Origin of the sequence: Stutzerimonas azotifigens, assembly GCF_013522725.1 — a bacterium.
Classification (GTDB): Bacteria; Pseudomonadota; Gammaproteobacteria; order Pseudomonadales; family Pseudomonadaceae; genus Stutzerimonas; species Stutzerimonas azotifigens_A.
Genome location: NZ_JAAMRF010000001.1, coordinates 596,406 through 615,121 on the forward strand (window position 1 = coordinate 596,406; position 18,716 = coordinate 615,121).

Genomic DNA, 18,716 nt, shown 5'->3' on the forward strand with positions numbered 1-18,716 from the left:
CCCGCCCGATGTTGGCACTCGCGACCAGCTTCGTCGGCAGGTCTCCTGGCTGGCAGGTCAAGGTCCATCCGCGGCCTTCCCGGTGATCCAGTGGCCAGAGGCGGCGAACTCGCTGCTTACAGTTGCGGGGGCAGCCACGGTTGGAATCGCTTCTTCCGTGTTCCCTCTTCGGCTCATGCGGGCATTGCCCGATGTAGCACCGACGAACGAGATATTATGCCCGTTTTGAGCGAAGCCGGGAAAAGCCATCCGCGATGGAGGCAGCCGGAGCGGACGAGGAACACGCATGACGCCGTGGCTGACAGTGGTGGGAATAGGGGAGGACGGTTACGCCGGGCTCGGCAAGGCCGCGCGGCGAGCGCTGCTCGATGCCGAACTGATCGTCGGCGCGCCTCGCCAGCTGGCCCTGTTGCCCCCCTGTTTGCGTGCCGCTCGGCAGCCGTGGCCGAGCCCGTTTTCCCTGGTGCCTGTGCTCGAACGGCAGGGCCGGCCGCTCTGCGTACTCGCCAGCGGCGATCCGATGCTGTTCGGTGTCGGCGCCAGCCTGGCCCGTGCGGTTGCGCCGGAGCAGATGCAGGTGTTCCCGGCGCCGTCCTCCGCCTCGCTTGCGGCGGCGCGTATGGGCTGGCCGCTGCAGCATGTCGAACTGGTGTCTCTGGTGGCGCGGCCGCTGGCAGCACTCAATCGCCACCTTTATCCCGACGCCCGCCTGCTGGTACTGAGCAACGACGGCGGCAGCCCCGCCGCGGTGGCCGAGCTGTTGCGCCAGCGCGGCTTCGGGCCCAGCCGGATCACCGTGCTCGAGCATCTGGGCGGCGAGCGCGAGCGGCGTATCGACGGGTTGGCGGACGACTGGGCGCTGATGCAGGTCGAGGCGCTGAACCTGCTCGCCATCGAGTGCATGGCAGACAACGATGCGCCGCGGCTGCCGCTAACGGCCGGCCTTCCAGATTCCGTATTCAGCCACGACGGCCAACTGACCAAGCGCGACGTACGGGCGATCACCCTGGCGCGCCTCGCGCCCTTGCCCGGCGAGCTGGTCTGGGACGTGGGCGCCGGTTGCGGCTCGATCGGCATCGAGTGGATGCGCGCGCATCCGCGCTGCCGCGCCATCGCCGTCGAAGCCGACGAGAGCCGCCAGCGCCTGATCGCGCGCAATCGCGATGCACTGGGCGTACCGGGACTGCAGCTGGTCGCTGGGGCAGCGCCTGCCGCGCTTGAGGGTCTCGAACGCCCGGATGCCATTTTCATCGGCGGCGGCGTGACCGTGCAGGGCGTTCTCGAGCGCTGCTGGCAGGCGCTCAAGCCCGGCGGGCGGCTGGTGGCCAATGCCGTCACCTTGCAGGGCGAGGCGGTGCTGGTGGACTGGCGAGCTCGCCACGGCGGCGAGCTGACGCGTATCGGTCTCGCCCAGGCACAGCCGCTCGGCGGTTTCGACACCTGGCGCAGCGCGCTGCCGATCACCCTGCTCGACGTGCGCAAGGGGTGAAAGCGGTGGTCATGAGCCAACAGTGGTTGCCCGACCATGCGTGAGGAAACGCCCGAAAAGCCGGCACCGCTGCGCAGCGGCTACACCACCGGCAGTTGCGCCACCGCCACCAGCCTCGCGGCGGCGCGGCTGTTGTTGCAGGGCGTGGCCTCCGATGCGGTACGGATCGTGCTGCCGCGAGGGCAGGGCGTGCTGATGCGCCTGGCGTTCTGCCGGGCCTGGGAAGACGGCGCCGAGGCCGGCACGCTGAAGGATGCCGGCGACGACCCGGACGTCACCCACGGCGCGCTGGTGTTCGCCCGGGTGCGGCTGGTCCCGCAGCCCGGCGTGCGTTTTCTCGCCGGCCCCGGCGTCGGCACCGTGACCCGGCCCGGACTGGTGCTGGCGGTCGGCGAGCCGGCGATCAACCCGGTACCGCGGCAGATGATCGGCGGCCACCTCGAACAGCTGGCCCTGGAATCTGGCTATACCGGGGGCTTCGAGGTCGCCATCGGCGTCGAGGGCGGCGCGGAGCTGGCGCTCAAGACGATGAACCCGCGGCTCGGGATTCTCGGTGGGCTGTCGATCCTCGGCACCACGGGCATCGTGCGGCCTTTCTCCTGTGCGGCCTACATCGCCTCGATCCACCAGGGTATCGATGTTGCCCGCGCCAACGGCTTCACCCACCTGGCGGCCTGCACCGGCAACGCCAGCGAAGACGCCATGCGCTGGCGCTACGGCCTGGACGACACCGCGCTGATCGAGATGGGCGACTTCGCCGGCGCCGTGCTCAAGCACCTGCGCAAGGCGCCGGTGGCCCGGCTCAGTCTCTGTGGCGGCTTCGGCAAGATCAGCAAGCTGGCGGCCGGCCATCTGGACCTGCACAGCCGCCATTCCAGTATCGACCTGCCGCAGCTGGCCGGCTGGGCCGCGGGGCTCGGTGCCGACGAGGCGCTGCAGCAGGCCATGCGCGAGGCCAATACCAGCCAGCAGGCGCTCGCGCTGGCGGCGGCGCAGGGCGTCGCCCTGGGGGACGAGGTCTGTCGCCACGCGCTGCGGTTCGCCCGCGGCATCGTCCCGCCAGAGGTGTGCCTGGAGGTGTTCGCGATCGACCGCCAGGGCAATCTCGTCGGCCAGGCCGGAGCGGACGAATGAGCCGCATCCTGCTGCTCGGCGGGGTCGGCGATGCGCTGGCCATCGCCCGGCGCCTCGGGCCGCAGCATGTGTACAGCCTGGCGGGGCTGGGCCGGGTGCCGGACGACCTGCGCTGCGAGGTGCGGGTTGGCGGTTTCGGCGGAGCCGAGGGGCTCGCCGAGTACCTGCGCCGCGAGGACATCGGCCTCCTACTCGACGTGACCCATCCCTACGCCGCGCAGATCAGCGCCAACGCGGCCCAGGCCGCTCGGCATGTCGGCGTCCCGTGCTGGGCGCTGCGTCGGCCGGGCTGGCAGGCGGGCGCCGGTGACGATTGGCGCGAAGTCGCCGATTGGCATGCGCTGAGCCAGGCGCTGGCGGGCTTCAAACGGCCCTTCTTCACTCTTGGTCGCGAGGCGCTCGGGCATCTGGAGTCGATTCCGGATGGGCAGTTCTGGACGCTGCGCATGCTCGATCCTCATCCGGGCAACGAGCGCGCGCGCGTGCTCGCCGCGCGCGGCCCATTCAGGCTGGAAGAGGAGCGGGCGCTGTTCGAGATTGGCGGCTTCGACGTGCTGATCAGCAAGAACAGCGGCGGGGCGGCCACCGAGCCCAAGCTGCAGGTCGCCCGCGAGCGCGTGCTGCCGGTACTCATCCTGGCGCGCCCGGCGCTGGCGCCGGTCGACCGCGTCTTCAGCGATGTCGATGCGCTGTGGCAGGCGCTGGACCCTTTGCTCTGACAGGTCGTCTGGACGCTCGGGTAGACTGTCACGCCCTCCGGCCTCGAGCATGCACATGGTTGTCGATAATGCTTCGTTCTATTCCCGCGTGCTGTTCGTAGGTCCTGATCTGTCGCACGGCTCGTTGGCCGAGCTGTTCCAGCGGCAACTGGTAGCGCTGCGCGGCGAAGCGGCGCTGGCCGACGTCGTCGATACCACCGAGGGTTTCGACGGGCTCTGGCGACGGGTCGGGCAGGCGCTGGAGACCGACGAAGGGGCGCTGTTGCTGGTGGACATGGAGCCGCAGAGCTCGGGCCCCTACCTCGACTGGCTGCGCAGTGAGCTGGCCCGGCTGGGTGCACCGCAACGGTTGTTCGTCGCGGCGCAAGGCGCGGAGCGCGACGAGGCGGGACTGGCCGCGCTGATTGCCATGCGCGAGCGCCATCTGGGCTGCGAGGTCATCCCGGCGCTGGCCGACAAGCACGACTGGTCGCGCATTCCGCCGCATCGCTACCGCGTGCTGCTGTGCAACGGGCCGCGTTGTACCCGGCGCGGCGCGTTGCCGTTGTGGAAGATGTTGCGCCAGCAATTGGTAGCGGCCGGCCGCCTCGAGGGCGCCGAAGGGGTGCATATCACCCGCACGCACTGTCAGTTTCCCTGCGACCTGGGGCCCACGCTCAGCGTCTATCCGCCGGGCGCCTGGTACCGGGTGCCGGACGAGGCCGCGGTGATCCGGCTGGTCGAGGAGCAACTGATTGCCGGGCGCCCGGTGCCGGAGCTGCTGATGGAGCCTCCGGCCGACTGAGGGCTCAGGCCGCGCCGAGCCAGTGCTGCCAGACCAGCCGCGCGGTGAGCGCCAACACCACACAGATGAATACCGGGCGAATGAAGCGCGAGCCGCCACGAATCGCCGTGTGGGCGCCCAGGTAGGCGCCGGCCATCAGCGAAGCGCCCATGCAAAGCCCGAGCACCCACTGCACCTGGCCGAAGGCGATGAACACCACCAGCGCGGCGGCATTGCTGACGAAGTTCATGCTGCGGGCCACGCCGCTGGCACGCACCAGGTCCAATGGATACATCAGCAGGCTGCTGACCGTCCAGAAGGCCCCGGTACCGGGGCCGGCCACGCCATCGTAGAACCCCAGCCCAAGGCCTTGGGGCCATTGCCGACGGCGCGGGATAGGTGCATCGGCGTTCAGTGGGACGTCCGGCGTCTTGCCGAACAACAGGTAGAGGCCACAGCCGAACACCACCACCGGCAGCATCTTGTTCAGCCACTCGGCCGGCAGCCAATGGGCGATGACGGCGCCGATCAGCGCCCCGATCAGCGTGGCGATGAGGCCGTTGCGCCATTGCCTGGGATCGAACAGCTTGCGGCGATAAAAGGTGTAGCTGGCGGTCGCGGCACCGAAGGTCGAGCTGAGCTTGTTGGTACCCAGCACGAGATGGGGCGGCAGGCCGGCGGTGAGTAGGGCGGGTACGGTCAACAGGCCGCCGCCACCGGCGATGGCATCGATGAATCCGGCGAGAAAGGCGACGCAGGCAAGGGCAAGCAGGATGGCGGGATCTATCGCCAGGTCCATCGGCAGTGGCATGGGCAGCTCTGGGGCAGGTCGGTGGGATGTGACGAAGCCGGCGATGATAAGCCTCTTGGATGAGCGATCCATGATTGACCAATAAAAAATTCTCCGATAAATGAGACTCGTTGCAATTTAAAGGCCGTAACAGGCCTGCCAACGACCGCTGCCCGATTCGCTGCCAGAAGGGATCGATCGCCGGCTCGACGATGCGTCTAGATTGCCCGCGCCGCTCTGCAATAAGCGGATTGAGGCGGGAGGACGAGACGGGGCAAGGGTTGTTAGACTCGGCCGAAACCGCAACCGACCTACGGACAACCCTGTGACAGAAATCGAGCGAGACGAGGAACTGGACCTGCAACACGTCCCGACTGGGGTGCCCGGTCTGGATCAGGTACTCAACGGTGGGCTCCTGCCGCGCGCGGTATATATCGTTCAGGGCGGCCCAGGCGAGGGGAAGACCATTCTCGCCAACCAGATCTGCTTCAGCTGGGCCAAACGCGGCCAGCGCTCGCTGTATGTGACCTTGCTCGCCGAAACCCACCACCGCCTGCTGCGCCATCTGCGCAAGATGGATTTCATGGACAGCAGCCAGGTCGGCGACAACGTCTATTACGAAAGCGCCTTCGATACCCTGCGCAAAGATGGTCTGGAAGGCATCCTGCGATTCCTCACCCGCAACAGCAAACGCCAGCGTGCATCGCTGATCGTCATCGACGGACTGTTTGCCCTCGAAGAGAACGGCGAGTCGGAGCGGACCTTCCGCGAATTCGTCAATGATGTATCGGTATTCGCCGATGTGGCCGGCTGCACCGTGCTGCTTCTGACCAACAGTCAGCGCCTTTCCGGCAGCCCGGAATTCACCATGGTCGACGGCTGGATCGAGCTGCTCAGCGCCGAAGAGGGATATCGCACCTACCGTTACCTGCGGGTACGTAAATTCCGTGGCAGCGGCTTCGTGCACGGTCGCCACATGACCCGTATCGGCAGCGACGGCTTCCGTGTCTTTCCACGGCTGGAGGCCGTGGCGGGCGATGCGTTGGCGCCGGAGATGCACGAGCTGCGCCTGAGTACCGGTATCGAGCGCCTGGACATAATGATCGGCGGCGGCATCCCCTATTCCTCTATGACCCTGCTGGCCGGGCCGACTGGGGTGGGAAAGACCAGCCTGGGGCTGAGCTTCGTCTGCCAGAGCACGGTCGATGAGCCCGGGCTGATCTTCAGCTTTCATGAAGAAACGCGGCGGCTGACGCGTCGGGCGGCCGGACTGGGGCTTGATCTCGCCTCGCTGATGGAGGCAGGTGCGGTGGAGGTCATCAACTGCCCGCCAACCGAACAGACCATCGATGAGCTGGCCGAGCGGCTACTCGAAGCGGTGCGTCGCAAGGACGTGCGCCGGCTGTTCTTCGACGGCATCGATGGGCTCGAGCAGTCGGCGGTGCACACAACGCGACTGGGTCGATTCCTCACCGCACTGACCAGCATTCTTCGCGCCGAAGGGGTTACTACATTCCTGACCGCCGAGCTGCACGACATGATCGACAGCAAGCCTGGCTTTCGTTATTCGGCCATTTCCGCGATCTCCGAAAATATCCTGCTGCTGCGCTATGCGGAGCTGGAATCGACGCTGCACCGTACATTAGCTGTCATTAAAATGCGGGAAAGCGGTTTCGAACCACGGGTGTTCGAGTTTTCGGTGGGCGCTGACGGCGTTCAGATTGGGGAGCCGATGAAGCGGACCGAGGGCATTCTTATCGGGCGCCCGCATCGTCAGCCCAGGGAGAGGGCTGACGATGCGTGACTCAGGGATCGCGAGTCCCCCGCTGGTCCTTCTGGTGGAGGACGAGCCGGGGCTCGCCAAGCTGATGACCTTCATGCTCGAGGATGAGGGCTTCGAAGTCGTGGTCGCCGCGAACGGGCGCGAGGGCCTCAAGCTGCTGGCCCAGCAGCGTCCGGAGTTGATCATCACCGACTACATGATGCCGGAGATGAATGGCGCCGAGATGATTCGGGCGATTCGCGCCGAAGCGGCCTACGACACGATTCCCATCATGCTGATGAGTGCGGCGCTGCCGGTGGAATTGGTCACCCAAAGTCTGGCTGACCGATTCCTGGCCAAGGGCGCCAGCCTCGATACAATCCTCAAGGCCGTCAACGAGCTGATCGAGCTGTGCTGATCGCCTCGGGCTCAGTCAGGCGCGTCCGTAGCAACGCCTCGATGATGCCGTGCGCCAGACGTATTCGCGCCTCGATCGGGAAGTTCCTGTTGGCCAGCAGCACCAGCCCAATTTTTTCCGAGGGCACCAGTGCCACATAGGCACCGAAACCATTGGTCGAGCCGGTCTTGTTGAGCCAGACCTGCTCTCGCGCTGCCTGTGGCGGGTCAAGGCGTCTGGCCGGATTGCTCTGGTAGGCCATGGTGCTGGAATTGCCCTCCAGCAGTGCATCCAGCGCGACCGGGTACGGGTATTGTTCCCAGACCAGATCCTGCGTCATCGGGCCTACCGCGAAATAGCCGGTGTGGGTCCGGGCAATGGCTCGCCGAAGGTCGTCATCCACGTGGGCGATACCCAGATTCACTTCGACCAGGCGAAGCAGGTCTCTGCTGGTGGATTTGACTCCATAGGCTTCGTCGCCCAGCAGACCGGGGTTGAGCCTGACCGGCTCATCGTCCCGGTTATAACCTTGGGCGTAGCGGGGCTGCGCGACAGCCGGAACCTGAAGATAACTGTCGGCCATGCCGAGTGCCGGCAGCAGGCGCTGTTCCAACGCCTGGGCGTAAGGCTCGTCCAGGCTCGCCGCGGTGGCCATGCCGAGCAGGCCCATCCCCGGGTTGCCATAGGTACGCTGGCTGCCGGGCGCATGGGCCGGCCGCCATGTTCTGAAATACGCCAAGAGCGCCTCTTCACTGTCGACCTCGTCGGGCAGCTGCAGTGGCAGCCCTCCGTTGGTATGGGTCGCCAGCTCGAGCAGGCTGACGTCATCGAAGGCGCTGCCGCGCAGTTGGGGCAGGTGGGTCGTGATCTTGTCATCGAGAGACAGACGCCCTTGTGCCTGGGCATAGGCGGCCAGCGTGGCGGTGAAAACCTTGCTCACCGAGCCGACCTCGAACAGCGTGTTCTCCGTTACCGGTTGGGCCGTTTCTCGTGATGCGACGCCGTAGTGATGGTACTGCCGTCGACCGTCGACCGTGATTGCGATCGCCAGGCCGTCAATACCGTGCTGCGCCATGGCGGCGCGGGCCTGCTGTTCGATCTGGGTGGCCAGTGGCGGTTCATCGGCCAGCGCGAAGCCGATCGTCAAACCGCAGGTCAGGAAGGCGCGGGCACTAACTCGGGCAAGCGGGTGCATGCGGGTCGATCCTCGTCTGTCGTGAAGCGGGCAATGATGCCGTTTTGGCGCGGCAATTGCGCGTACGAGCGCCTCCTCGCTAGGCCTCGTTCTCAACGCACAGACGATTACGACCCGATTGCTTGGCGCGATACAGCGCGCGATCAGCCCGCCCGATCAGGCTGTCCAGGGAATCGTTGGCGTGCAGCAGGGTCATCCCCACGCTTACGGTCATGGTGATGTCCTGCTCGGCGAAGGTGTAGTGGCGCGATTCGGCGAAGGCGCGGATCCTCTCGCCCAGCCCCTGGCCGGTGGCGGCGTCGGTGTTCTTGAACAGCACGATGAACTCCTCGCCGCCCCAGCGGCAGAGGATGTCGGATTGGCGCAGGTGGCCGCGCAGGTCGGCGGCGAATCGGCGCAGTACCTCGTCCCCCGCGAGATGGCCATGGGTGTCGTTGAGCTGCTTGAAGTGGTCCAGATCGATCAGCAAGGTGGTCAGCGGGCTCTGGTCACGACGCGCTTCCTGCAGCGCCTGTCCGGCGAGCAGCTCGAAGCCACGCCGATTGGGCAGTTCGGTCAGCAGGTCGGTGGAGGCGAGGGAGGTGATGCGTGCCTGGTAACGTTGTAGCACCTTGCCCACCAGAATCATCACCAGAGCGATCACCAACAGGCAGACGACGAGGTTCGCCAGCAGTGCGTGGCGGATGCCCTCGAGCATGTCGTCTTGCTGCTTGTCGACGAACAGATACCACTCGAGCTCGGGAAGGTAGCGCACATTGACGAAGTGCGATCGATTGTCGCGTTCGTATTCGAAGGTCGCACTTTCGCCGGGTAAAAGCTGCTCCATCAACTGCGACAGCCCCGGCAGCTCGGCCAGCGACTGCCCGGTGCGGAGCGTCCCCGGTGACGTGTTGTTGCCCGTCAGGGTGACAATGCCGTTTTTATCGACGAAATAGATCGCGCGCGCATAGCGCTGCTGATAATCGTCGATGATCTTCACCGCAGCTTCGACGCTCAGGCCAACGCCGGTAACGCCGATGAAGTTGTTCTCGTAATCCAGCACCCGGTAGTTGATGAAGAAGGTCAGGCGGTCCTGGTTGGCCAGGTCGACATCGGCTTCGATCTCGTATGGGGCGCTCGAGGCGCGGATGCGGAAATACCACTCATCACGTGGTTCGGCTTCATCAATCTTTTTGAGCACGCCCTGCGCCTGATAATAGGTGCGGCTGTTCTCGGAGACGAAAAAGGTGGTGTACGCGCCGTACTGCTCCTTGATTTCCGCCAGGTAGCGGGTCATTTGATCACTGTTGCGCTCACCGCCGAGTACCCAGTCGCGCACGAAGGTGTCGCGCGCCATCATCGATGAGAGCAGGATCGGTCGTACCAGATCCTTCTGGATCTCCGAATAGACCGTGTCGGAGGTCAGTGGCAGTTCGGTGTTGACGATGGTGTTGCGAATCGTCGTGCGCGACGTGTGATAGCTCAGCAGCGACGTGATGACGAACCCGGTGCCGAGCAGCAGCAACAAGGTCAGGAACAGAGTGCGGGACAGGCGGCCCGGCGTTGATAGCGGCATAGATGAAGACGTCTGCTCATGTCGTCTCCGCGGACGAAAGACGCCAGCGGAAGTCGGAACTAGGGGCGAATGAAGCGCCGAAGCCTCGTCGATTGTTTCGTACGTGCGCCCGGTATCGGCCTGGGGGTATCGACAACATCGGGAGGCTTTACGTCGGCAAAGGGCCATCTCTGGTTTTTATTTCCGATGAGCGGTATGCCGCGCCTATCATTGGTCCATTTGGCGTGCCGCTGCTCGGCCAAAGCGTATTCCACCTCATCGACTGCTGTATTGTCCGAATTAAAATTACGCTGACGCGAAGGCCACCGACCTTCTGAGGAACCCGATGAGCGACTCCGTAGAGCTCTCCGCCAACCAAAAGCCTTCCTCCGTGCGCAGCGATCTGAAGTTCCCGGTGGTCGGCATAGGGGCCTCCGCCGGTGGGCTCAAAGTACTGATGTCCTTCTTCGAAAACCTGCCTAGCGATTGCGGCATGGCCTTCGTCGTGATCATGCACCTGTCGCCGAAACACGAAAGCACGGCAGACCGCATCCTGCAGACCGTTACCAATATGCCGGTCAGCCAGGTGACCAAGCCGGTACCCATCGAGCCCAACCATATCTACGTGATTCCGCCGGCTAGCGACCTGCTGATGAACGACGGTTATCTGCGCCTGGTGGAGCCGACCCGCGAACGCGGGCCGCAAGTCGCAATCGACCTGTTCTTCCGCACATTGGCCGACGTCCACCACACCCATGCCATCGGCATCGTGTTGTCCGGTACCGGCTCCGACGGTTCGGTAGGGCTGGCGCGTATCAAGGAACAGGGCGGCATCACCATGGCCCAGTCGCCCGACGATGCCGAATACGATTCCATGCCGCGCAGCGCCATCGAGACCGGTAAGGTGGACATCGTGCTACCGGTGGTGGACATGCCGCAGCGGCTGATCGAGCTGTCCTCCAACCTCAAGCACTTGAAGGTGCCATCTCTGCTCACGCCCGAAGCGGAGATCAAGGAAGAACAGGCCGGCGACCGTCCGTTGGCGAAAAGCATCGATCTTGCGCTGCGCGACATCCTCACCCTGTTGCGTACCCGAACCGGACATGACTTCCGGCACTACAAACAGGCGACCGTGCTGCGCCGGATCGAGCGCCGCATGCAGGTCAACGCCGTCCGCGACATGCCCGCCTACGCGACCTTCCTGCACGAGAACGTCGATGAAACGCCGGCGTTGCTCGACGACATGCTGATCGGGGTGACCAACTTCTTTCGCGACCGTGAAGCCTTCGAAGCGCTAGAGCGCGACGTCATGCCCGACCTGTTCGATCGGGTGACGGCTCGGGATCCGGAGGAGCGCGAGGTGCGTATCTGGTCCGCCGCCTGCTCGACCGGCGAAGAGGCCTATTCGCTTGCTATGTTGCTGAGCGAGCAGGCGCACCTGAAGAACAGCGACGCCACGCTGCACGTGTTCGCCACCGACATCGACGAGCGTGCCCTGGAAATTGCTCGCTCGAGTCTCTACCCCGAAGCGATCATGACCGACGTGCCTCCTGCGCGGATGCGCCAGTTCTTCGTCAAGGAAGGCAATCATTGCCGCCTGAAAAAGGAATTGCGCGAGAAGGTGCTGTTCGCCCGCCACAACCTGCTACGTGACCCGCCATTCTCCCGACTTGACCTGATCACCTGCCGCAACCTGCTGATCTATCTCGATCGGGACATTCAGAGCGAAGTGCTGCGCATTTTCCACTTCGCCCTGAATCCGGGTGGCTACCTGTTCCTCGGCAGCTCCGAGACGGCCGATGCCTGTTCCCACCTGTTCACTCCTGTGGACAAGAAGAACCGCATCTACCGTGCCCGTGATGTAGCCTCCAGCCTGCGACGCTCGCCCATCACCACCATGCAAGGGATGCCGAGCAGTGCGCCGGCGCCGCTGGTCAAGGAACCGCGCAATCGGCGCAAGCGCTTCTCCTTCGCCGACGTGCATCAGCGCGTGCTCGAGCAGTACGCGCCGCCGAGCGTGGTGGTCAATTACGAAGCCGAAATCGTGCACATGTCCGACCGCGCCGGTCGCTTCCTGCGCTATATCGGCGGCGAGCCGTCGCTCAATCTCCCGGCATTGGTGCTGCCCGAGTTGCGGCTGGAGTTACGCACCGCGCTGTATCAGGCCGTGCACACAGGGAAGAGCGTCGAGGCCAGGCGCGTGCGGCTGGAACGGGAAGGGCGCACCTACTACGTGAACATGGTGGTGCGTCCCTTCCGCGACGACGAGGCCGGCAACGACTTCATGCTGGTGCTCTTCGACGAAGTCGAGGACGTCATGGGTGACGGCGACGAGAGCGCCCAAGGCGCCGCCAAGGACAATGTCCTGACCCAGCTGGAAAGCGAGCTGCAGCGCACCAAGGAACAGTTGCAGGTCACCGTGGAGCATTCGGAGACCTCCACCGAGGAACTGCGAGCCTCCAACGAGGAGCTGCAGGCGATCAACGAGGAGCTGCGCTCGGCCACCGAGGAGTTGGAAACCAGCAAGGAAGAGCTGCAGTCGATCAACGAAGAGCTGATTACGGTGAATGCCGAGCTCAAGACCAAGGTCGACGAAACCAGCAAGATCAACGATGACTTGCAGAATCTGATCACCTCCACCGACATCGCCACCGTGTTTGTCGATCGGGAGATGCGCATCAAGTGGTTCACCCCACGTGCACGCGACATCTTCAACGTGATCGGCAACGACACCGGGCGCTCGCTGCTCGACATCACCCATCGGCTCGACTATCCGCAGCTCACCAACGACGCATCCGAGGCGTTCGAGGAACTGCGTCTGGTCGAGCGCGAGGTGGCCAGCCAGGACGGCCGCTGGTATTTGGCGCGGCTGCTGCCTTATCGCACGGTGGACGACCGTATCCAGGGCGCCGTGCTGGCATTTCTCGACATCACCGCACGACGCAAGGCCGAAGAGCGCATACGCGCTGGCGAAGCGCACATGAAGCTGCTGGCACAGAGCACCCGGGGATACGCGATCATCACCCAGGATTGCGCTGGCGTGATCACCACCTGGAATACCGGTGCCGAAGCCATTTTCGGCTACACGGAACAGGAAGCGGTCGGCCAGTCGATCGATATTCTGTTCACCGAGGAAGATATCCAGCAAGGGCGACCCGAGCAGGAGCGTCAGGATGCGCTGCGCGATGGGCAGACCGCCGATGAACGCTGGCACCTGCGCAAGGATGGGGTGCGGATCTTCTGCACCGGGCTGGTCAATCCATTGATCGATGGCAATCCGATCGGTTTCGCCAAGATCGCCCGCGATATCACCGAGCAGCGCCAGCGGTCGGCGCAGCAGGAAAACGAGCTGCAAACCATTCAGGCCTCTAGCCTGCAGAAGGATCAGTTCTTCGCGGTGCTTTCCCACGAGCTCAAACACCCGCTTAATCTGGTGCAGCTCAACAGCGATCTGATCGCCCGCTCGCCGCTGGTGCGCAACGCGCCCGCGCTGGTCAAGGCGGTGCAGTCGATCCAGAGCGCGGTGCGGAGCCAGTCCAGGATCATCGATGATCTGATGGATGTCTCGCGCATCCGCACCGGCAAACTGCGGCTGAGCATGGATACGGTGCACCTGCAGGCGCTGCTGTCGCGTATCGAGACGGTATTCCAGCCGTTGGCCGATGGTGAAGGACTGACGTTCGAGGTCGTCAAGTTCGAGCAGTCGCTGTATGTCAAAGCCGATCCCACGCGCCTCGAGCAGATTGTCTGGAACCTGCTGAACAACTCCTGGAAGTTCACGCCGTCGGGCGGGTTGATCCGGCTAGCGCTGGCCCGCGAGGGGGACATGGCACGGCTGGACGTGGTGGACAGCGGGCAGGGCATGACCGAGGACTTCCTGCCCAAGGTGTTCGACATGTTCGGCCAGGCCGAGATGCAGCATGCGCAGCGTGCCAAGCATGGTCTGGGTATCGGCCTGGCCCTGGTCAAGCAGCTCGTCGAAGCCCATGGCGGGCGGATCGAGGCCTATTCCGAAGGTATCGGTCGCGGCGCCCGTTTCAGTGTCTGGCTGCCGATCTGCCTGCAGACCGAAATCGAGCTCGACGCCGCTCAGGGTTCGCAGCGTATGGGCGCTCTGAGCGGGTTGAACATCCTCCTGGTCGACGATTCGAAAGACATCCTCGAAACCCTGGAGATGCTGCTCGAGAGCGAGGGGGCTCAGGTCACCACGGCACCGGGTGGCGAAGAAGGTCTGGCGTTGGCCGAACAGACCCGTTTCGACCTGATCGTTTCGGATATCGGCATGCCGCGCCTCGATGGCCACCAGCTGATGCGTGCGATACGCGAGGGCGGCGTCAATGCCGCGACCCCTGGCATCGCCCTGAGCGGCTATGGCACCTTGCAAGATGTCGAAAAAGCCAAGGCTGCAGGCTACAGCACTCACCTGCGCAAGCCGGTCGATCTGGATACGCTGATCCAGGTCATCCAGAAGGCTACTTGCTAGGCTGGCGCCGGTCCGTGCTGTCGGAGCCAGGCATGCTGACGTCCTGCAGGCTCGACGGCCCGCTGGCTGCGGCATGGGCCACGACGCTGAACGAGCCGTCGGTTTCGAGGATGACGGCCTCGATCTCGTCCAACGCTGCATGGCCGGAGCCGCGCACCGCGGCGCGTACTTCGTTCTCGGCGACCCGCGCCTTGCGCAAGGCATCGGGCAGCATGCGGCCACGGTAGAACAACAGCGCCGGCTCGCCGGTGACCACCCTGCGCACCCAGTCGAGGCGAACGCTGGTCCAGGTCACTAGGTACTGCAAGCCAATGAGCGTTGCGAACCCGAGTACGCCTTGGGCGAGGCTCACGTCCTTGTTGAGCAGGACGGTCGCCAGGGTGGAGCCCAGGGCGACCGTGACGACCATGTCGAAGGCGTTCATCTTCGATAGCGTGCGGCGACCGGAGATGCGTAACAGGGCGACCAGGCTGATGTAGGCGAGTACCCCGACGATCAGGGTGCGCAACAGGGCTTCGGCATGATTGAAGAACATCTGGTCCACGCTGGGTTTCCTTGCTAGTCGTGTTGCATCAAGCCATGGGCGGGGCGAGAGCAGACGTGTCCGCGCGGCGCACCTGAGATCCGAAACAGACGCGCCTATGAAGTTCAGCCGGATAGCCCAGATCCGGACCGTCGCCACGCGATCGGCTGACCGGGTCCCGCCTGACCGGTCGCGACGCCAGGGTCGATCGGCTAGAATCGCCAGGTCTAACGACCGAGACGATTTCCTACAGCGTGGCTTCCCGCATGATCACCATTTGGCAGCCCAGTCCGCCATAGCGCTATGCCCCCGCGTCATCGCGCGGACGCCGCTGTATCTGCGCCGGCCGCCTCCGGCGGTGTACGCGCTTTTTGCCGTCCCGCAGCCTGTTCAGCTCAGCCCTCGCATCTGCCCGCCGCGCTTCGGCGGCGATGCCTTCGTTCTGGATATACCAATGCTTTCTTCGATTCGACAAACCTGGTTTTCCAATCTGCGCGGCGACGTGCTCGCCGGGCTGGTGGTCGCGCTTGCGCTGATTCCCGAGGCGATTGCCTTCTCCATCATCGCCGGGGTCGACCCACGAGTCGGGCTCTATGCCTCGTTCTGCATCGCGGTGGTCATCGCCTTCGTCGGCGGCCGTCCGGGAATGATTTCCGCTGCCACCGGGGCGATGGCACTGTTGATGGTGACGCTGGTGCGCGAGCACGGCTTGCAGTACCTGCTGGCGGCGACGCTGCTCTGCGGTCTGTTCCAGATCGGCGCCGGCTACCTGCGCCTGGGGTCGTTGATGCGCTTCGTCTCGCGCTCGGTGGTGACCGGCTTCGTCAACGCCCTGGCGATCCTGATTTTCATGGCCCAGCTGCCGGAGCTGACCGGCGTGACCTGGCATGTCTACGCCATGACCGCCGCGGGCCTTGGCATCATTTACCTGTTTCCCTATGTACCGAAGGTCGGCAAGGTCATCCCTTCACCGCTGGTCTGCATCCTGACGCTCACGGCAGTGGCGATCTACCTGGGGCTGGATATCCGCACGGTCGGCGACATGGGCGAGTTGCCCGATACCCTGCCGGTCTTCCTCTGGCCGCAGGTACCGCTCAATCTGGAAACCCTGCTGATCGTGCTGCCGTATTCGGCCGCGCTCGCGGTGGTCGGCCTGCTGGAGTCGATGATGACCGCGACCATCATCGATGACCTGACCGATACCTCCAGCGACAAGAACCGCGAGTGCAAAGGGCAGGGCGTGGCGAACATCGTCTCCGGCCTGTTCGGCGGTATGGCGGGTTGCGCAATGATCGGTCAGTCGGTGATCAATGTGAAATCCGGCGGGCGTACGCGGCTCTCGACCCTGATCGCGGGCGTGGTCCTGCTGCTGATGGTGGTGTTCCTGAGCGACTGGGTCAGCCAGATCCCAATGGCGGCGCTGGTGGCCGTGATGATCATGGTGTCGATCGGCACCTTCAGCTGGGACTCGGTGCGCAACCTCAAACAGTACCCGCTTTCGACCAACATCGTCATGGTGGCCACGGTCGTGGTAGTGGTCTTTACCCACAACCTGGCCTACGGTGTGTTGGTCGGGGTCCTGCTGGCGGCCATGTTCTTCGCCAACAAGATCGCCCACTACCTGGACGTGACCTCCGAACGGGACGCCGCCAGCGATACGCGGACCTACCGCGTGGTCGGCCAGGTGTTCTTCGCGTCGGCCGACAGGTTCACGGCGGGATTCGATTTCAGGGAGGCGCTGGACAAGGTGATCATCGATCTCAGCCGCGCTCACTTCTGGGACATCACTGCCGTCGGTGCGCTGGACAAGGTGGTGCTCAAGCTCAGGCGTGAGGGCACTGTGGTCGAAGTACTGGGTCTGAACCAGGCGAGCGCCACCATCGTCGATCGCTTCGGCGTGGCGGACAAGCCCGACGCGATCGACAAGCTGATGAGCCACTGAGGAGCTACCTGCGATGTCCCACGTCCTGGCCTGTATCGATGGCTCACCTTCCGCTGCGGCGGTGTGCGATTGCGCAGCGTGGGCCAGCAGGACGCTCGGCGCGCCCCTGACATTCCTTCACGTGCTCGATCAGCGGCGCTATCCCGCCTCCGGCGACCTGAGCGGCACCCTTGGCCTGGGTAGCCGTGAGTACTTGCTCGAAGAACTCGCCGCGCTCGATGAAAAGCGCGCCAAGCTGGCACTCGAACAGGGTCGGATACTGCTCGAAGCGGCCTGCGATCGCATACGCCAGACAGTCCCGTATGCCGGTTCGCGCCAGCGCCATGGCGATCTCGTCGAAACGTTGCGCGAGTTGGAAGACGACTTTCGGCTGCTGGTGATCGGCAGGCAGGGCGAGGGCAGCGGCATGCTCAGGCAGCACATCGGCAGTAATCTGGAAAGCGTGGTGCGGACCCTGAGTCGGCCGATCCTGGTCACCACTGAAAGCTTTACCGCGCCCAGGAGCGTGATGCTGGCCTTCGATGGCAGCACCACCGCGCGCAAGGGCGTTGCAATGCTCGCGGCGAGCCCGCTGTTCGCCTCGCTGCCGATCCACCTGGTGATGGTCGAGGCCGACACCCCGGAGAACCGGGCCCAGCTCGAAGCGGCGGGCGAGGGGCTGCGTAGCGTTGGCTTCAGGGTCGAGCTCGCGATCCGCATGGGCGAAGTCGAGCCCACACTGCACGCCTACCAGGAAGAAAAGGGTGTGGATCTGGTGGTGATGGGCGCCTACGGGCATTCGCGCATTCGTCAGTTCTTCGTCGGTAGCATCACCACCGCGATGATCCGTGCCAGCCGTACGCCGCTGTTGCTGCTGCGCTGAGGCGGCCATAAATGCAGGCCGAGCAAAAAGTGGGATCCGTCGATCGACAGATGCGATCATCTGCCCCTCGACACGGGAGCCCCTTCGATGCCTGAACATTCGTCCCTGACCGAACTTCATCTGCAGCATGGCGACTGGCAGCTGTCGCTGTGCCCGGCGCTCGGCGGCGCCATTACCGCCCTGCGGTTCGCCGGCCTCGATGTCCTGCGGCCCTGGGATGGTTCCGACAGCGTGCGGCGCAGTGGCTGTTTCGTCCTGGCGCCATATTCCAACCGCATGGGTGGCGGCCAGTTCACTACCGACGGGCAGCGCTACGCCCTGCGGCGAAACTCGCCCGATCACGAGCTGCCCATCCATGGCGTCGTCTGGAAACGCCAGTGGCAGGTGCTCGAGCAGCAGCCCGATGGCCTGGTGCTGGGATACACCCACCACGCCGAAGCGGCCGAAGGCGCGGAGGACTGGCCCTTCAGCTTTCGCCTCGAACATCGACTGCACCTGGACGGCGACGCGCTGCGGTTGCAGCTGCATCTGCACAACCTCGACGCAAGGCCGATGCCGGCCGGCCTGGGTTGGCATCCTTACTTCCCACGGCACGACGGGGTGATGCTCCAGTTCGTCGCAGACCAGGTCTGGCATGGCGACGCCGATCAGCTGCCCGCATGGGCCGGCGCGGTGCCGTCGGCCTGGGACTTCGGCGTGGCGCGGCCGCTCGACGAGCCCGGCCTGGACAACTGTTTCGCCGGCTGGAATCGCCAGGCGCGTATTCGCTGGCCGCAGCAGGGGCTGGAGCTGGCGCTCGAGGCCGACGCCGGGCTCGATCATCTGGTGGTGTTCATGCCGCCGGCCAGCAACGGCTTCTTCGCGGTTGAGCCGGTGTCGCATCTGAACAATGCACTCAATCAGCCGGACCCCGTCGCGCATGGCGTCGAGTGGCTCGCGCCGGGCGAGTCGATGCAGCGCAGCTGGACGCTGCGAATCAGCACCCCGCCTGGCACGGCATAAAAAAGCCCGTCACGAGGACGGGCTAAAGAAATGCCGTAACAGGAGCAAACGGGTGAAGCGGTGTTACAGGATCGACAACGGGTAGTTGAAGATCAGGCGGTTCTCGTCGAACTCGTTGTTG

14 protein-coding genes and 1 riboswitch are annotated in these 18,716 nt (G+C 64.6%); of the genes, 10 read left to right on the top strand and 4 right to left on the bottom strand.

All coding sequences use genetic code 11. From position 1 onward, the window contains the following. Positions 1–18: 18 nt before the first annotated feature. Positions 19–219: riboswitch (cobalamin riboswitch) on the bottom strand. 67 nt (positions 220–286) lie between these two features. The 4 genes from cbiE to G7026_RS02780 are packed head-to-tail and all read left to right on the top strand — an operon-like array spanning position 287 to position 4,126. Beyond that, the gene (cbiE, locus tag G7026_RS02765) at positions 287–1,489 is read left to right on the top strand and encodes a precorrin-6y C5,15-methyltransferase (decarboxylating) subunit CbiE (RefSeq protein ID WP_181069158.1); all 1,203 of its coding nucleotides are present in this window, start codon (positions 287–289) and stop codon (positions 1,487–1,489) included. A gap of 36 nt (positions 1,490–1,525) precedes the next feature. Beyond that, positions 1,526–2,623, top strand: a complete 1,098-nt coding sequence (locus G7026_RS02770; RefSeq protein WP_181069159.1) for a cobalt-precorrin-5B (C(1))-methyltransferase — start codon at positions 1,526–1,528, stop codon at positions 2,621–2,623. Beyond that, entirely contained in the window at positions 2,620–3,342 is a 723-nt protein-coding gene (locus G7026_RS02775; RefSeq protein WP_181069160.1) for a cobalt-precorrin-6A reductase, read from the top strand. The genes G7026_RS02770 and G7026_RS02775 overlap by 4 nt, the downstream gene beginning before the upstream one ends. A gap of 55 nt (positions 3,343–3,397) precedes the next feature. After that, positions 3,398–4,126: a (2Fe-2S) ferredoxin domain-containing protein gene (locus tag G7026_RS02780; protein ID WP_375138179.1), complete on the top strand. Its 729-nt coding sequence runs from the start codon at positions 3,398–3,400 to the stop codon at positions 4,124–4,126. A 4-nt stretch (positions 4,127–4,130) separates the two neighbouring features. Here the strand turns inward: G7026_RS02780 and G7026_RS02785 are convergent, their stop codons facing one another. Next, the gene (locus tag G7026_RS02785; RefSeq protein ID WP_181069252.1) at positions 4,131–4,910 is read right to left on the bottom strand and encodes a TSUP family transporter; all 780 of its coding nucleotides are present in this window, start codon (positions 4,908–4,910) and stop codon (positions 4,131–4,133) included. Between the two features lie 310 nt (positions 4,911–5,220). Here G7026_RS02785 and G7026_RS02790 point away from each other — a divergent pair, with 310 nt between their 5' ends. Together G7026_RS02790 and G7026_RS02795 are read left to right on the top strand one after the other, a co-directional pair. Then, positions 5,221–6,699, top strand: a complete 1,479-nt coding sequence (locus G7026_RS02790; protein ID WP_181069163.1) for an ATPase domain-containing protein — start codon at positions 5,221–5,223, stop codon at positions 6,697–6,699. Beyond that, complete coding sequence (locus tag G7026_RS02795; RefSeq protein WP_181069165.1) at positions 6,692–7,075, top strand: response regulator; 384 nt, start codon at positions 6,692–6,694, stop codon at positions 7,073–7,075. The genes G7026_RS02790 and G7026_RS02795 overlap by 8 nt, the downstream gene beginning before the upstream one ends. Here G7026_RS02795 and ampC read toward each other — a convergent pair. Together ampC and G7026_RS02805 are read right to left on the bottom strand one after the other, a co-directional pair. After that, on the bottom strand, positions 7,050–8,249 hold the full coding sequence (gene ampC / locus G7026_RS02800; protein WP_181069166.1) for a class C beta-lactamase: 1,200 nt from the start codon (positions 8,247–8,249) through the stop codon (positions 7,050–7,052). The genes G7026_RS02795 and ampC overlap by 26 nt on opposite strands. Positions 8,250–8,328: 79 nt before the next feature. Then, a complete protein-coding gene (locus G7026_RS02805) occupies positions 8,329–9,804 on the bottom strand; it encodes a sensor domain-containing diguanylate cyclase (RefSeq protein WP_181069168.1) in 1,476 nt (491 codons plus the stop codon). 325 nt (positions 9,805–10,129) lie between these two features. On the opposite strand from G7026_RS02805, the gene G7026_RS02810 reads away from it, so the two are divergent. Beyond that, complete coding sequence (locus G7026_RS02810) at positions 10,130–14,266, top strand: CheR family methyltransferase (protein ID WP_181069170.1); 4,137 nt, start codon at positions 10,130–10,132, stop codon at positions 14,264–14,266. Here the strand turns inward: G7026_RS02810 and G7026_RS02815 are convergent. Next, positions 14,256–14,810, bottom strand: coding sequence for a DUF421 domain-containing protein (locus G7026_RS02815; protein ID WP_181069172.1), 555 nt, complete (start codon positions 14,808–14,810; stop codon positions 14,256–14,258). The genes G7026_RS02810 and G7026_RS02815 overlap by 11 nt on opposite strands. 433 nt (positions 14,811–15,243) lie before the next feature. On the opposite strand from G7026_RS02815, the gene G7026_RS02820 reads away from it, so the two are divergent. The 3 genes from G7026_RS02820 to G7026_RS02830 all read left to right on the top strand — a co-directional run bounded on the left by G7026_RS02820 (position 15,244) and on the right by G7026_RS02830 (position 18,595). Further along, positions 15,244–16,731 (top strand): SulP family inorganic anion transporter, encoded by a 1,488-nt coding sequence (locus G7026_RS02820; protein WP_181069174.1) that lies wholly within the window; start codon positions 15,244–15,246, stop codon positions 16,729–16,731. A 13-nt stretch (positions 16,732–16,744) separates the two neighbouring features. Continuing rightward, positions 16,745–17,593, top strand: coding sequence for a universal stress protein (locus G7026_RS02825; RefSeq protein WP_181069176.1), 849 nt, complete (start codon positions 16,745–16,747; stop codon positions 17,591–17,593). Between the two features lie 87 nt (positions 17,594–17,680). Beyond that, positions 17,681–18,595 (top strand): aldose 1-epimerase, encoded by a 915-nt coding sequence (locus G7026_RS02830; RefSeq protein ID WP_181069178.1) that lies wholly within the window; start codon positions 17,681–17,683, stop codon positions 18,593–18,595. The last annotated feature ends 121 nt before the right edge of the window (positions 18,596–18,716 follow it).

Coding starts and splice junctions, on each gene's coding strand:
- cbiE (WP_181069158.1), top strand. CDS start 287: ATGACGCCGTGGCTGACAGTGGTGGGAATAGGGGAGGACGGTTACGCC.
- G7026_RS02770 (WP_181069159.1), top strand. CDS start 1,526: ATGCGTGAGGAAACGCCCGAAAAGCCGGCACCGCTGCGCAGCGGCTAC.
- G7026_RS02775 (WP_181069160.1), top strand. CDS start 2,620: ATGAGCCGCATCCTGCTGCTCGGCGGGGTCGGCGATGCGCTGGCCATC.
- G7026_RS02780 (WP_375138179.1), top strand. CDS start 3,398: ATGGTTGTCGATAATGCTTCGTTCTATTCCCGCGTGCTGTTCGTAGGT.
- G7026_RS02795 (WP_181069165.1), top strand. CDS start 6,692: ATGCGTGACTCAGGGATCGCGAGTCCCCCGCTGGTCCTTCTGGTGGAG.
- ampC (WP_181069166.1), bottom strand. CDS start 8,249: ATGCACCCGCTTGCCCGAGTTAGTGCCCGCGCCTTCCTGACCTGCGGT.
- G7026_RS02805 (WP_181069168.1), bottom strand. CDS start 9,804: ATGCCGCTATCAACGCCGGGCCGCCTGTCCCGCACTCTGTTCCTGACC.
- G7026_RS02810 (WP_181069170.1), top strand. CDS start 10,130: ATGAGCGACTCCGTAGAGCTCTCCGCCAACCAAAAGCCTTCCTCCGTG.
- G7026_RS02820 (WP_181069174.1), top strand. CDS start 15,244: ATGCTTTCTTCGATTCGACAAACCTGGTTTTCCAATCTGCGCGGCGAC.
- G7026_RS02825 (WP_181069176.1), top strand. CDS start 16,745: ATGTCCCACGTCCTGGCCTGTATCGATGGCTCACCTTCCGCTGCGGCG.
- G7026_RS02830 (WP_181069178.1), top strand. CDS start 17,681: ATGCCTGAACATTCGTCCCTGACCGAACTTCATCTGCAGCATGGCGAC.